The organism is Halovivax gelatinilyticus, from assembly GCF_024300625.1.
GTDB classification, from domain to species: Archaea; Halobacteriota; Halobacteria; order Halobacteriales; family Natrialbaceae; genus Halovivax; species Halovivax gelatinilyticus.
Genome location: NZ_CP101322.1, coordinates 3,269,630 through 3,283,970 on the forward strand (window position 1 = coordinate 3,269,630; position 14,341 = coordinate 3,283,970).

Here is a 14,341-nt window from a genome sequence, read left to right on the forward strand (position 1 = left end):
CGTCGGGAACCACCTCCAGAATTTATCACACCTCCGCCCGACGTCCTACGTGATGGGGGATCTGTCACCGTTGTTCGACCCGGATGCGGTTGCCGTGATCGGAGCGACCGACCGCGACGGATCGGTCGGCAGAGCGATCACGGAGAACCTGCAGGACGAGTTCGACGGTGCCGTCGTTCCCGTCAATCCGTCGCGGGAGGAAGTTCTCGGATTACCGTGCGTTCAGTCACTCGAGGCCGGACCTCCCGTCGATCTGGCCGTCGTCGTCGTCCCGCCGGACGCGGCGGTCGATGCCGTTCGCGATGCGGGTAGGGCCGGGGTCGAAAACGTGGTCGTCATCACGGCTGGATTCGGCGAAACGGGCAGTGAAGGGGCGAACCGAGAGCGTCGTTTGCGCGAACTAGCGGCGGAGTACGAGTTGAGTCTCGTCGGGCCGAACAGCCTCGGTATCATGAGCACGCCCGCAGGTCTCAACGCGACGTTCGGTCCCGAGATCGCCCGAGAGGGGTCGATCTCGCTCATGAGCCAGTCGGGCGCGTTCATCACGGCCGTCCTCGACTGGGCGAGCGAACAGGACGTCGGGTTTCGTCACGTCGTCTCACTCGGTAACAAGGCCGTTCTCGACGAATCCGATTTCGTCCGCGCCTGGGGTTCGGACCCGGAGACGGACGTCGTGATCGGCTACCTGGAGAGTATCGTAGACGGGGAGTCGTTCCTCGAAGCGACCCGCGAAGTGACGACCGACACGCCGGTAGTCATCGTGAAGGCGGGCCGAACCGCGGCCGGTGCGAAGGCGGCATCGTCACACACCGGCGCGATCGCCGGCAGCGAGCGAGCCTACCGTGCCGGGTTGGCTCAAGCAGGCGTCATCAGGGCCGAATCGGTCCAGGAACTGTTCGATGCGGCGCGGGCGCTCTCCGGACTCACGCCCCCCGATTCGGACGGCGTTGCCGTCGTGACGAACGCCGGGGGTCCGGGCGTGTTGACGACCGACGCCGTCGGCGACGCGGATCTCTCGATCGCCCGGTTTACGGACGAGACGTCGGCGGCACTCGAGGCGTCGATGCCGGCCGAGGCGAACACGCACAACCCGATCGACGTGATCGGCGATGCGACCGTCGAACGGTTCGAAACGGCGCTCGACCTGGCACTCGCCGATCCGAACGTGGGCAGCGCAGTGGTCGTCAGCGCCCCGACGGCTGTGCTGGCGTACGAGGATCTCGCGGCGGCGATCGTCGACTGCCAGCGTCGCCACGGGAAACCGATCGTCACCAGTCTCATGGGCGGTTCCAGAACGGGGGCTGCAGATCGCGTTCTCCGCGAGGCGGGCATTCCGAATTACTTCGATCCGGCCCGCGCGGTGGGCGGCCTCGACGCACTGTCGACGTTCGGCCGGACTCGAAAGCGTACGCTGGACGAACCGACCAGGTTCGACGTCGACGAGGAGCGGGCCCGCGAGATACTGAACCGGGCGACGGAGCGATCGGGGACACAACTCGGCGTCGAGTCGATGGACTTGCTGGAGGCCTACGGTATTCCGACACCACCGGGGTCGGTCGTGACCGGGCCCGACGAGGCCCTGGCCGTGGCGAGCGAGCTGGGCGAGGAGGTCGTCATGAAACTCGTCAGTCCGGATATCAGTCACAAGTCGGACATCGGCGGTGTCGCCGTTGGCGTAGCGCTGGAGGACGTCCCCGACACGTACGAGACGCTCCTGACGCGAGCAAGGAACTACCAGCCCGACGCGACCGTGCTGGGCGTGCAGGTCCAGGAACAGCTCGACCTCGACGATTCGACCGAGACGATCGTCGGCGTGAATCGCGACCCGCAGTTCGGTCCGTTGCTCGTCTTCGGTCTCGGCGGTATTTTCGTCGAAGTGCTGGACGATACGGCGGTTCGCGTCGCACCGATCGGACGAGACGAGGCGGCGTCCATGGTCGAGGAGATCCGAGCCAACCCGCTGTTGCGTGGCGCCAGGGGTCGAGAGCCGGCAGACATCGACGCGATCGTCGAGACGATCCAGCGTCTGTCACAACTGGTGACGACGTTCCCGGCGATCCTCGAACTCGACGTCAATCCCCTGGTTGCGGGTCCGGACGGCGTGCAAGCGATCGACCTCAGAGTAACCGTAGACACGGAGAAGCTATGACAGAAACCGATACCATCCTGGTGTGTTCGCTCGATGAAAGTACCGGCAAGACGGCCATCGCCATCGCTCTCGGGCGACGTTCGATCGAGCGCGGCGAGAGCGCCGGCTACATGAAACCTAAAGGAACCAGGCTCCAGAGCGTCGTCGGGAAGACGCTCGACGAGGATCCGAAACTGGCCAGGGCGCTCATGGACGTGGACGCCGACATGGCCCTGCTCGAACCGATCGTCTACTCGCCGACGTTCGTCGAAGGGGCGATTGCCGGAACGGTGGACGTCGACGAACTGCACGATACCGTTCGCGAGTCGTTCGAAACGCTCGCAGCCGACCACGACCGGATGATCGTCGAAGGGGGCGGACGGATCGACCTCGGCGGGGCGATCGAGTTGTCCGACGTCGATCTCGCGTCGTTGCTCGACGCTCGCGTCGTTCTCGTCGCGGGCTACGAAGACGTCTACGATGTCGATTCCGTCCTCGCCGCGGCTGATCGATTCGGCGACCGATTCGCCGGGGTCTGTTTCAACGCCGTGCGATCGACGGACGCATCCACGCTCGAAACGGACGGAATCTCGTTTCTCGAATCAAGAGGAGTGCCCGTTCTCGGCGTCGTTCCACGAGACGAACGCCTGGCCGGTGTCACCGTCGACGAACTGGCGAGCGAGATCGGTGGCGAGTTGCTCGTCGAGTCCGGAACCGATCGAACGGTCGAACGATTCAGCGTCGGCGCGATGGGTGCCGACAGCGCGTTACGACACTTCAGACGCTACACGAACACCGCCGTCGTCACCGGTGGCGATCGTTCGGAGATACAAACCGCCGCGCTCGAAGCGCCCGGAATCACCTGTCTCATCCTCACCGGCGGACATCGTACGTCAGGGGCGGTGCTGGGCAAAGCCGCGGACGAGTCGGTCCCGATCGTTTCCGTTCGGACGGACACCCTCACGGCGGTCGAACGGGCAGAAGCGGTCGTCAGGAGCGGGCGCAGTCGCGACGAAGAGACGATCGAACGGATGGAGTCGTTGCTCGCAGACTTCGTCGACGTCGATCGAATGTTCGAGCGATAATCACGTCAACCACCGCACAGTCGAGCGAATTCGTCTCGTGTGAAAAGGTTGATTCCTCCGGCGACCAGAGACGAGGTATGCGAACGCTCGACGAAACGGATCTCGAGATTCTCCGGTTGCTGGTAGAGGACGCCCGCCGGCCTTACAGCGAAATCGCAGAGCGAGTCGGCCTCTCTCCGCCGGCCGTCTCGGATCGGGTCGATCGACTCGAAGCGCAGGGGATCGTTCGCGGCTTCACGGTCGACCTCGACCGACGGAAGCTCAAAAACCGCATCCCGGTGTTGATTACGCTCAAAGCGGCCCCGGGAGACGTCGACCGTATATACGAGTCTATTCGAAGACTCGACGGCGTCGAACACGTCTTCAAGCAGTTCGACGGGACCGTCAGAGCCCACGCGAACGCTCCCGATCGGAACGTCGACGGCTGGCTGACGGAGGCGCTCGACCTGGACGGGGTGATCAGCCGAGACGTCGCGCTACTTTCGGACGTCGACTGGGCGATCCAGGTAGCGGCCTCGGACTTTTCGCTCACGTGTCCGGTCTGTGACACGGAGGTGACGGGAAGCGGGGAAACGGCCCGGGTCGGCGACGAGGTCCACGTCTTTTGCTGTCCGACCTGCGAATCCGAGTACCGGAGCGAGTACGAGCGCCACAGTCGCAAAGCCGAGTGAGATCGGTCGGGACAGTTACCGGCCATACCCGCTCGTGCTCACGCCGATTCTCGGTTGGTGTGTCGTCCAATTCTATCGCCAACCTACTTGCACGCGTGAGTTAAAACGAGGTATATGGTCGAGAACGAGCAGCCGTCAGATCGCCACCGTAACACGCCAGGCCGGGGGAAGATACCGACCGCAGCGTCCATCGAAGCGAGCGCACCGGACGAATTCGGACTCGTTCAGGTCTGGTGGGGCGATGGAAAGGGGAAGACGACGGCGACGCTCGGCATGGGCATGCGCGCCGTCGGTCACGGCTTTCGAGTTCACTTGCTACAGTTCATGAAAGGCGGTGCGGCGAGCGTCGAATCGGTTCGTGGCGAGTACAACGCGATCGCCGAGTTGCCGGGGTTCACCTACGAAAATCTGGGCCACTACGGCTGGCACGGGATGGCCGACGGGACAGACGAAGCCGATCACGAGGCCGGCGCGCAAGCCGGTCTCGAGCGGGCTCGGGCCGTGATCGACGGATGTGCCGACGCGGTTCTGACGACCTCGTTCGAACCGGATAGCCCGCCCGAAGCGGGTGTTCATATGCTGATTCTAGACGAAATTCTCTACGCGGCTGGGCGCGAGTTGATCGAACCGGCGACCGTCCTCGATCTGGTGGAGACCAAACCGGACGGACTCGAACTCGTCCTCACGGGAAGTCACGAACGTCCGGCGTATCTGGAACCGGTCGCGGACTTGATTACGAACGTAGGCAAGGAGCGACACCCGATGGACGCCGGCCAGCGGGCTAGAAAGGGAACCGAATACTGACTCTGGCGGTAGAAATGCTGATTAGAGCGTGTTACGTCGTTTCTCACATCGCCACCATCGATCACCGCTGCCACCATCGTTATGTCGGTCGGGTGAGAACGAAAACCGACTGATGGCCGTGGTACAGGTGCGGAATCTGGAGAAATCGTTCGCCGGAGTCGACGCCGTCTCCGGGATGAGTTTCGACGTCGAGTCGGGCGAACTGTACGGATTTTTGGGCCCGAACGGAGCCGGGAAGACGACGACGATACGGATACTGACCGGTCAACTCCGGCCGGATAGTGGATCGGTGTCGGTCGACGGAACGGATCCATCGATCGATCCGATCGAAACCCGCCGGCGCGTCGGGATCCTTCCGGAAGACGGGATGCCGCCGAGTTTCTTCACCCCGCGTGAGTACTTTCAGTACGTCGGACGACTTCGCGGCCTCGACGATGACGACGTCTCAGAGACAACACTCCAGTTAGCCGACCGACTCGGCCTCGAACGCAGACTCGATACGTTACACACGGACCTGTCGCGCGGCCAACAACAGAAAGTGATGCTGGTCCAGGCGTTTCTCCACGACCCGGACGTCGTGTTCATCGACGAACCGCTGGCGAATCTCGATCCGCTGGTTCAGGAGCAGGTAAAATCGTATCTTTCGGCGTACGTCGACGACGGGAACACCGTCTTCGCCTCGACGCACAATATCGACGTCGCCGAGACGCTCTGTACCCGCGTCGGGATCGTTGCCGACGGCACGCTTATCGCCGAGGAAGACCTCAACGAGACGACCGACCCGTTACTGGAGGTGTTCCTCTCGACCGTGACCGACGCGAAGCCACGCGACGTACCCAGGCTCGAGCGATGACGACCGAACCATCCGGCGACCCGCGGACCGATTCTCCCACATCGAAAACGGCCCCGCAGTCGGCTCCGCCGACGCTTCGCTCACAGATCGCAACGGTAGCCGTGGCGCTGGGCCGCGAGGAATGGCGCGTCCACGTGCGGCTGTTCGGCGGATTCAGGTTTTTGGCGATCCCACTCGTGCTCGGAGCCTTCGCGTTCGGAACGGCCGTTGCACTCACCGAGACGGGGACCACGACCGACGGAGTCGTTCTCGGTCTGCACGTGTTCGCACTCGGATTCGGTCTGTACGCGGGAACGGCGGGCTTTGCGGGATCGGACATGCTCGAAGACGTATTCGGTCCCCACAGTTTCTTGCTCGGATCGGCCCCGTGGCTCCCCGTTTCCAGGCGGCTGTTTCTCGGTCTGTTCCTGGTCAAAGATGCGATCTTCTACGGACTCTTCTTCGTCGGACCGATGGCGTTCGCGTTCGTCGGACTCGACGGGCTCTCGGCCTCGACCGGAGGTACGGTGCTCGTCCAGTGGTTCTCACTCTGGCTCGCGTTCGTACTCGGGATGGCGGTCACCGTCTCTGCGATCTCGATACGGACGCGTGGTGTTCCCGCATGGGTGATCGCGCTCGGTGTCGGGGTCTTCCTCGTCGGTACCTGGACCAGCGGCTCGCTCTGGACGACGTTCGGACGGCTATCGGCGACGACGCCGAGTTCGATGCTCGCCGTCGGTTCGCTCTCGATCGTCGTCGGCGCGGTCGCACTCGCGGTCTACGACCCGACACACGTCACCCCGGCCAGGACGTCACCAGGGCGATACGAACTGATTCGCTCGATCGTCCCCGGACGCGATCCGCTAGTCGCGAAATCGGTCCTGGACCTGGGCCGTAGCAGCGGCGGCTACGCGAAACCGCTCGTGTCGGTGACGATCTTGCTCGTCCTCGTCGCCGGCCTGGTTGGCGTCGTCGAGTCGATCACCAGTGTGGCTCCGGCACCCGGACTCTTCTTCGGCGGCGTGCTCGGACTGAGCGCATTCACGACGTACAACTGGTTGACCCAGTTCGACGACGTCGACGCCTATCGGATCCACCCGATCTCGGTCGACGAACTGTTCCGGGCGAAACGACTCGCGTTCGTCCTCATCGGTGGCCCCGTCGTCGCGGTGCCGTACGTCCTCGCGATCGTCTGGTTCGACGCGACGCTCTTAGACGCAGTCGTCGGCGGGGCGGTGCTGGCCGGATACGCGATCTACTACTACGGATTGACGGTCGCGCTCGCCGGGTTCGCTCCGAACGAATTTCTCTTCGATGGAGTCCGGTTCGGAGCGTTCGGGCTGGGGGTCGCGATCGTGCTCGTTCCGACGCTCGTCGTCTCGTTCGCGTTCACACCCCTGGGGACGACCGAAGGCATCGTTCTCGTGGCCGCGAGCGTCCTGCTCGCCGGGATCGGAATCGTTCTCTCCGACTGGGCGGCTGGCTACTGGACTGAGCGCTATCTGAACGGAACGATTCGGTGATCGGCACCAGCGTCGATCCGGTCGGCAGGTGGATCGGTATATCGAAGTCGCCCGAGGGGAACGTTGTACACGAGCGATGACGGAGACGATCCTCGTAGCGGGAACCGCGAGCCACGTCGGTAAGTCGACCGTCGCGGCCGGACTCTGTCGCGCACTCGCCGATCGAGGACTGACCGTGGCGCCGTTCAAAGCGCAGAACATGAGCAATAACGCGCGCGTCGTCCTCCGGTCTGGTGGCACCGATGGCGATAACACCGATGGGCTCGACACGAACGCGACCGACGTCGAGTGGGGAGAAATCGGCGTCTCGCAGTTCGTTCAGGCTCACGCTGCACGGCAGACGCCGACGACCGACCACAACCCGGTCCTGCTCAAACCCACCGGAGACGGGGAGAGCCAACTCGTCGTCGACGGCCGCGCAATTGCGCGCCTGTCCGCCGGTTCCTACTACGAGGAGTACTGGGAATTCGCGATTGAAGCCGTCGAAGACGCCTACGAACGACTCGCCAGGGAGGCGGACGTGATCGTCGCCGAGGGGGCCGGGAGTATCGCCGAAATAAACTTACACGATCGAGATCTGGCCAACGTCGAGACGGCTCACATCGCCGATGCGTCCATCGTCGTCTGCGTCGACATCGAACGTGGCGGTGCGTTCGCGAGCCTGTACGGAACGATCGAATTGCTGCCGGCCTCGATCCGAAATCGGGTCGTCGGGGCGATTATCACGAAATTCCGAGGGGACGAATCCCTGTTGACGCCGGGTATCGAAGAGATAGAGGCGCGTACGGGCGTCCCGATACTCGGCGTGATCCCGCACGCAGATCCCGGGTTACCAGAAGAAGACAGCGTCTCGCTCCCCGACTCCGACGCGACCGCGACGAGAGGGGCCGACGATGGTATCCCCGACGAGCGCTCGGTCACCGTCGGTGTCGTTCGTCACCCACACATTTCCAACGCGACCGACGTCGAATCGCTGGTGACGGTTCCCGGGGTTCGGGTCGAGTACGTGCCGACGACCGAAGCCGGAGGTTCGATCCTCGCTCGCGTGGACGCTCTCGTGATACCGGGGACGAAGAACACGGTCGACGACTGTCTCACACTGCGTGCGGCCGGTCTCGACGAGCAGATACGGGCGTTCGACGGCCCGATCGTCGGTATCTGTGGGGGCTATCAGATGCTCGGCGAACGGATCAGAAACGCCCATCGGGAAGGAAGCGGCGATCGCCGGACCATCGATGCGATCGGGCTGTTACCCGTCGAGACGCGATTTTCGACGGACAAACGACTCTCGCGGACGACCGTCGCCGTCGACGGAACCGGCCCGATCGCCGGCGCCAGCGGGACCGTCTCGGGCTACGAGATACACGCGGGCGAACCGGTCCACCTCGAACCCGTCGAGACGCCGCTGGAACCGGATAGCGCGGCCGTCGGCTCCGTCCTCGGGACCTACCTTCACGGGCTCTTCGAGAACGCGTCGGTTCGAGACGCGTTCGTCGATTCGGTCTACCGGTCGGCCGGCATCGAACGGGGTGTAGACGACGGTAAAGGCGGGACGGCCGATCGACCGTCGCTGCCGACCGATCCGTACGACAGAGCCGCGACGCTCGTCTCGGATCACGTGGCGATCGAGCGACTCGGCCTTGGTGACGTGTTGTAGGATCGACTGACCCACGCGTTGTGTGTGAGTGTGTATGTATCGTTCTAATACGGGTAGCAGATTGTGAGTCGAGTCGACGGTGTGAATCGTGTCCGAGAGTGTACGATCGACATCGCCATGGGCCCGACTCGGCGTTCGATTCGACGCTCGAAACCGGCCGAACGTTAATGGTGGTTTCCTCGAAGGCTACGGTAGTTACCCGTATGATCGGAACCACCCCCGCGTTACTCTTCGATGGCGTTCCGTGGTGGATCGCGGCCCCGATCCTCTATCTCGGGCTGCTCTGCGTCGGTATGGCCCTGGACGAAACGTACGTCAATCGAACCACCGTTCTCGCGGGGTCGCTCGCGCTCGCCGTTCACAGCCTCGTGACCGGCGGTCTGTGGCTCCCGTTGTCGCTGTACTTAGACGTCGGTCTCGTCGTCGGTGCGTACGGCTTGTACGCCTACGTCGTCGACGGCTACGTCGGCGACTGGTTCCGACTGCTCGCCTACCTGCTGTACTCGCCGCTTACGATCGTACTCGTGTTGCTCTTTCCGGACATCCTGTTCATCCTCGCTCTCGTCATCGCGGGATACGCGAACTTGCAGCTTCTCGCGACGTTACATCCCGTCGAACCGTACTACTTCGGACCCGAGTCACCGGACGAGTACGCGGACGTCGCAAGCGAGACCGGCAATCCCGAACCGATTGAACGTACCGACAAAGAGCCAGGAGCCGGACTCTCCGAGACGGTGTCGGCGGCTGCCGTGACGAACGCGATCAGTGAACGGACCGCAACCGGCGATGAGGGATCCAGTCCCGGACGTTCGTCCGTCGAGTCCCCGGACGACCGGCCCCCGGGTGAGGAACCGTCGGACCGCGGCGTCCTTCCGGGCTTTATGCGACGCGTCTAAGCAATCGGTGAAGGCGGATCTAGCACGAACCGATTGATGTGTGACCTATCCGAACCCCTTGCGGAGACCGGGCTCTGGCAGTACCGATCGGTTGCCTACAGAGACGGCCGTATGTGGCGTTTGAGTGACCGAGTTCCGTACATCTCCTGGCGATCCGGTTTCTCTCAGACAGTCGATTCAACTACCTCAAAATTTATTATTTATGCGAACGAAGGGACCGTTGCAATGACTGATGAAGCCGAACTCCGCGAGCAATTCACCGAGGCGTTCGAGAACGCCGACTACCCGATCTCAAACCCCATGGACCTCGTTCCCGCGCTCCCGAACGGTCCAGGGACGAAGTTCGAGTCGGGCGACTTTTCGATGACGGCGATGGAGCTGAACTCGAAAGCCGCCGGGAAGGCTGACTTCCCGTACGAGTCCGTCGACGGGCTGGTCGACGACCTGATCGCGGGACTGAAAGAAGACGACCACATCTAGCGCCGCTCGGAACGCGTTTTATCAGGACTCTTCGTCCGGTGAGCACCCGCTACAATACCGATTGTCTGGAGTGGTTTCGATCGGGTTGATCACTCGCTCTCTGCTCGCCTTCTCACCGCGTCGAGTGTCTGACGATGTCCGTTCCGTCGCAGGTGGGACAGCTGTCACCACCGGAATCGACGGTTGTCCCACAGCGACGACACTCGTAGACGGCGTCTCCATCCCCCCGAAAGAGGAGCGAGGTTACAGCTTCTATCATCCCATTCCCTGTCGGAGGCTGTCACGCCCACCACGAAGTATCTTTCTGGATTATTCACGATTGGAAGAGACAAAGTTTCTGTGGCCCGAACGTTCGTTATTGGATCCCGACCCGGACGTCGACGTTCCTATCTCGTAATACTGGTTGCTTGTTCACGAGAAAAATTAGCGAATCTGCGTTACAGGGACGAACGAATCGGCTACCGCGGCGGTCTTCTCGTCTCCATCGAGTGTGGGGTACGTAATGCGTTCACTTTCACCGGGATCCGGGAACGTTTTTGGTCTCCCTGACCGAACTCCCGGTGATGGACTTAGACAGCCACGCCGAGGAACTCGCCTCCGCCCTCGGCGTCGACAACGAGGAGGTCAAATCCGACCTGGCGAACCTGGTGGAGTACAGCGTTCCGATAGACGAGGCCAAACAGAGTCTGCGACGCAAGTACGGTGACGGGGAGAGTCGATCGACCGGCCCCACGTCGAAGTCGATCGGCGACATCTCGCCGAACGACGGCAGCGTATCCGTGGCTTGCGTCGTCCTCACCGCTGGCGAGCGATCGATACGATACCAGGGAGACGATCACGTGATCGTCGAAGGTGAACTGGCCGACGAAACCGGGACCATCGATTACACTGCCTGGGAGGATTTCGGCCTCGAAGCCGGTCAGACGCTCACGATCGGCAACGCAGGCGTCCGCGAGTGGGATGGCGAGCCCGAACTCAACCTGGGCGAACACACCTCGATCAGTCCGGGTTCCGACGACATCGACGTTCCGTACGACGTCGGCGGCGAGGCGACCCTCGCCGATGTCGAGACCGGTGATCGAGCGGTCACACTCGAGGTGACCGTCCTGGAGAGCGAGCGACGAACGATCGACGGCCGCGACGGCGAGACGGAGATCTTGAGCGGCGTGCTCGGCGACGAGTCCGGTCGGCTTCCGTTCACCTGCTGGGATCCCCATCCGGCGATCGAACCGGAGGCGTCGATCAGGGTCGAAAACGCCTACGTTCGAGAGTTCCGGGGCGTGCCGGAGGTCAACGTCTCCGAATTCTCGACCGTCGACCCGATCGACCGTTCGATCGAGGTCGGGACGGACGCACGGACGATGGGTATCGGTGAAGCCGTCGCAAGCGGTGGCGTCTACGACGTCGAACTCACCGGTAACCTCCTGGAGGTGCGTGACGGCTCCGGTCTCATCCAGCGCTGTCCGGACTGTGGGCGCGTCATCCAGAAGAACCAGTGTCGGACACACGGCGACGTCGACGGTGTCGACGACCTTCGCGTGAAGGCGATCCTCGACGACGGGACCGGCACCGTCACGGTCGTCCTGGACGACGAACTGACCGAGATGGTCTACGGCGGCGACCTCGACGATGCGCGCGAACAGGCACGAGACGCGATGGACCAGGAAGTCGTCGCGGAGACGATACGCGATCGGATCGTCGGCCGCGAGTATCGCGTTCGTGGTCACCTCTCCGTCGACGAGTACGGTGCGAATTTCGACGCGATCTCGTTCGACGAACGAGACGATGAACCGGCCGAACTGGCGACCGCCTTTCTCACGGAGGTGGACGCGTGAGCCAACAGGGATCCGGACCGGCGGGCGATCGACCCGGACGGGAGGTCGCCCACCGTCTGTTCGCGACGGAGTTCGACGACGCGTCGGTGTCCTACACGGAGAGCGACGAGGAGCGCGCCCCGAACTACGTTATCTCGCCGACCGGCGCTCGCCTCAATCGACTCTTCGTCGTCGGGACGCTCACCGAGGTGACGGACGTGAACGAGGAGATGGTCCGCGCCCGGATCGTGGATCCGACCGGCGCGTTCGTCGTCTACGCCGGTCAGTACCAGCCCGACGCACTCGCCTTCCTCGAACGTGCCGAACCGCCGTCGTTCGTAGCCGTCACCGGAAAAGCGCGCACGTTCGAACCCGAAGACGGTGACCGCGTCTACACGTCGATTCGCCCGGAGAGCCTCGCCGTGGTCGACGCGGACACCAGGGATCGCTGGGTCGTCGACACGGCCGAACATACGCTCGATCGCATCGCCACGTTCGCGGCCGCGACGACGCTCGGTGTGGAAAGCTCTGATCTCACCGAAGCGCTCCGCGCTAACGGTCTCTCCGACGGGTTCGCGGAGGGAATCGATCTCGCCCTCTCGTCGTACGAAACGAGCCCGTCGTATCTCTCTGATCTTCGCCAGGTCGCCCTCGAAGCCGTTCGGGTCGTCGCCGGCGAGCAGTCCCAGGTGACGTCCTCGACGCCTTCCCCGAGCGCTCGGCGCGATGATGAACCCGGTTACGAGGTATTCGCCGCCGACGGGCCGTCACTGTCGCTGCCTGAACGCCTGCGTGAAACCGATACCGAATCGGACGCGATCGAGGAGCCGACCGCGTCGGAGCCCGATCCCGCGGCGGGTGCCGCGATCGGAACGGCCAACGCCAGCGCGGAGGACTCCGAGCCGTCCGATGTCGACCCGACTGTCGACGAAGCATCGGCGGTCGATTCGGACGAACCCGACGATACGTCCCGTGAGGAATCCGACGACGCGGACGCGTCTGAACCGACCGAGTCTCAAGCCGACGAAGCGTCGGCGGACGAAATGGCCGATACGGACGATCTCGATGAGTCCAACGGGTCGGATGACGGTACTGACGATCTCGACGCGTTCGACGAAGGTGACGTCGATACCGAGCAACCGGACGACCTCGGAGATTTCGACGCGGACGACGGGATGTACGAGTTCGACGACGAAGAGCGAGAGGCTATCGAAGAGGAGTACGGCGCTGAGTTCACCACGGGTGCCGAAGTCGACGAGCCTGGCGAAGCCGGGATCGACGTGCCGGACGACGAACCGACCGAGGAGGAATCGACCGACGACCCCGCAGCGAGCGACGCGAACGAACCTGCTACCGACGACTCCTCAGTCGACGAATCGGCGGACTCGGGCGGTGACACGGCTACCGACGACGTCGATCTACAGGAACGTGTGGTCGACGTGATGGACGAACTCGACGACGGTGAGGGGGCGGACCGAACCGCGGTCGTCGACGCCGTCGCTGACGAGACCGGCGCGGCCGCGGCTGACGTCGAACAGGCGATCCAGGACGCGCTCATGGGCGGCGAGTGCTTCGAGCCGTCGGAGGATCGGCTGCAGGCGATCTGAGTATGGCCCGACTCGAGCCGGTTCCCGGCGAGCGGGCCGCGCTCGCGACGATCGACGGCGAGCGGGCGCTGCTGATCGCCGATTATCACGCTGGCGTCGAGGCGGGGTTGCGCTACGAACGAGGAATCGAGGTTCCGAGTCGGGCGGCCGAGCGACGCGAACGACTTCGAGCGGCGATCGATCGAACGGACGCCGATCGGTTAGTCATCCTCGGCGATCTCATGCACTCTATCGGCGAGCCGGGCGGAGCCGAACGGGGCGAGCTCGAAGTGCTGTTCGAGACACTGGCGCCGGTGGCGGTCACGTTGGTGAAGGGAAACCACGACGGAGCCATCGAATCGTGGCTGTACGAGTCGATCGACGAGTCGGGAACCGCCGGCGCGACGTCGCTCTCGGTCAGTCCGGGCGAAGGTACGTTGTTGGGAGAGATCGGCGTTTGTCACGGTCACAGCTGGCCGTCTGCGGACGCGCTCGACGGGTCCGTCCTCTGCATGGGTCACGAACACCCGTGCGTCCGACTCGAAGACGAGGTCGGCGGGAGTCGTATCGAGCCGGTGTGGCTCCGCGGGTCCCTGGACCGGTCGTGGCTGGGAAGCCAGATACCAACTGGTAGCTCGGCCGAACGGCTTGAGTACGAGGAGTCGACATCGCCCGACGACGGTGGGACTGAACTCGTCGTCCTCCCGGCGTTCAACGAACTGGTCGGTGGAACGTGGGTGAACGTCGCCGGTCAGTCGTTTCTCTCGCCGATGCTCCCGCGGGCGCTAGTCGACGGCGAGGCGTACCTCGTAGACGGGACGAGACTCGGGCCGTACGATTCGATCTGATCAGACTGGCCCACGCC

Annotated in this window: 12 protein-coding genes; all 12 read left to right on the plus strand. The window is 63.6% G+C overall.

The window, feature by feature from the left end:
* Window positions 1-52 precede the first annotated feature (52 nt).
* The gene (locus NKH31_RS15530) at window positions 53-2,149 is read left to right on the plus strand and encodes an acetate--CoA ligase family protein (RefSeq protein WP_254862700.1); all 2,097 of its coding nucleotides are present in this window, start codon (window positions 53-55) and stop codon (window positions 2,147-2,149) included.
* Complete coding sequence (locus NKH31_RS15535; protein WP_254862701.1) at window positions 2,146-3,213, plus strand: phosphotransacetylase family protein; 1,068 nt, start codon at window positions 2,146-2,148, stop codon at window positions 3,211-3,213. Before NKH31_RS15530 ends, NKH31_RS15535 begins: the two co-directional genes overlap by 4 nt.
* Window positions 3,214-3,290: 77 nt before the next feature.
* Window positions 3,291-3,884, plus strand: coding sequence for an AsnC family transcriptional regulator (locus tag NKH31_RS15540; protein WP_254862702.1), 594 nt, complete (start codon window positions 3,291-3,293; stop codon window positions 3,882-3,884).
* A 114-nt stretch (window positions 3,885-3,998) separates the two neighbouring features.
* Window positions 3,999-4,688: a cob(I)yrinic acid a,c-diamide adenosyltransferase gene (locus NKH31_RS15545; protein ID WP_254862703.1), complete on the plus strand. Its 690-nt coding sequence runs from the start codon at window positions 3,999-4,001 to the stop codon at window positions 4,686-4,688.
* Between the two features lie 112 nt (window positions 4,689-4,800).
* Window positions 4,801-5,541 carry an ABC transporter ATP-binding protein gene (locus NKH31_RS15550; RefSeq protein WP_254862704.1) on the plus strand — a complete coding sequence of 247 codons (741 nt, stop codon included), beginning with the start codon at window positions 4,801-4,803 and terminating at the stop codon, window positions 5,539-5,541.
* The gene (locus tag NKH31_RS15555) at window positions 5,538-7,043 is read left to right on the plus strand and encodes a hypothetical protein (protein ID WP_254862705.1); all 1,506 of its coding nucleotides are present in this window, start codon (window positions 5,538-5,540) and stop codon (window positions 7,041-7,043) included. The genes NKH31_RS15550 and NKH31_RS15555 overlap by 4 nt, the downstream gene beginning before the upstream one ends.
* A 76-nt stretch (window positions 7,044-7,119) precedes the next feature.
* Window positions 7,120-8,700 carry a cobyric acid synthase gene (locus NKH31_RS15560; protein WP_254862706.1) on the plus strand — a complete coding sequence of 527 codons (1,581 nt, stop codon included), beginning with the start codon at window positions 7,120-7,122 and terminating at the stop codon, window positions 8,698-8,700.
* Window positions 8,701-8,903: 203 nt separating this feature from the next.
* Complete coding sequence (locus NKH31_RS15565) at window positions 8,904-9,596, plus strand: hypothetical protein (RefSeq protein ID WP_254862707.1); 693 nt, start codon at window positions 8,904-8,906, stop codon at window positions 9,594-9,596.
* Between the two features lie 225 nt (window positions 9,597-9,821).
* Window positions 9,822-10,076: an MTH865 family protein gene (locus tag NKH31_RS15570; RefSeq protein WP_254862708.1), complete on the plus strand. Its 255-nt coding sequence runs from the start codon at window positions 9,822-9,824 to the stop codon at window positions 10,074-10,076.
* A 563-nt stretch (window positions 10,077-10,639) separates the two neighbouring features.
* A complete protein-coding gene (locus NKH31_RS15575; RefSeq protein ID WP_254862709.1) occupies window positions 10,640-11,911 on the plus strand; it encodes a Single-stranded DNA binding protein in 1,272 nt (423 codons plus the stop codon).
* A complete protein-coding gene (locus tag NKH31_RS15580) occupies window positions 11,908-13,497 on the plus strand; it encodes a hypothetical protein (protein WP_254862710.1) in 1,590 nt (529 codons plus the stop codon). Before NKH31_RS15575 ends, NKH31_RS15580 begins: the two co-directional genes overlap by 4 nt.
* A 2-nt stretch (window positions 13,498-13,499) precedes the next feature.
* The gene (locus tag NKH31_RS15585) at window positions 13,500-14,324 is read left to right on the plus strand and encodes a metallophosphoesterase (RefSeq protein WP_254862711.1); all 825 of its coding nucleotides are present in this window, start codon (window positions 13,500-13,502) and stop codon (window positions 14,322-14,324) included.
* Window positions 14,325-14,341: the final 17 nt, after the last annotated feature.

Bases quoted from the DNA above. Each gene is read 5' to 3' on its own strand.
- NKH31_RS15540 (WP_254862702.1), top strand. From the start codon at position 3,291: ATGCGAACGCTCGACGAAACGGATCTCGAGATTCTCCGGTTGCTGGTA.
- NKH31_RS15550 (WP_254862704.1), top strand. From the start codon at position 4,801: ATGGCCGTGGTACAGGTGCGGAATCTGGAGAAATCGTTCGCCGGAGTC.
- NKH31_RS15555 (WP_254862705.1), top strand. From the start codon at position 5,538: ATGACGACCGAACCATCCGGCGACCCGCGGACCGATTCTCCCACATCG.
- NKH31_RS15560 (WP_254862706.1), top strand. From the start codon at position 7,120: ATGACGGAGACGATCCTCGTAGCGGGAACCGCGAGCCACGTCGGTAAG.
- NKH31_RS15565 (WP_254862707.1), top strand. From the start codon at position 8,904: ATGATCGGAACCACCCCCGCGTTACTCTTCGATGGCGTTCCGTGGTGG.
- NKH31_RS15535 (WP_254862701.1), top strand. From the start codon at position 2,146: ATGACAGAAACCGATACCATCCTGGTGTGTTCGCTCGATGAAAGTACC.
- NKH31_RS15585 (WP_254862711.1), top strand. From the start codon at position 13,500: ATGGCCCGACTCGAGCCGGTTCCCGGCGAGCGGGCCGCGCTCGCGACG.
- NKH31_RS15530 (WP_254862700.1), top strand. From the start codon at position 53: ATGGGGGATCTGTCACCGTTGTTCGACCCGGATGCGGTTGCCGTGATC.
- NKH31_RS15545 (WP_254862703.1), top strand. From the start codon at position 3,999: ATGGTCGAGAACGAGCAGCCGTCAGATCGCCACCGTAACACGCCAGGC.
- NKH31_RS15575 (WP_254862709.1), top strand. From the start codon at position 10,640: ATGGACTTAGACAGCCACGCCGAGGAACTCGCCTCCGCCCTCGGCGTC.
- NKH31_RS15570 (WP_254862708.1), top strand. From the start codon at position 9,822: ATGACTGATGAAGCCGAACTCCGCGAGCAATTCACCGAGGCGTTCGAG.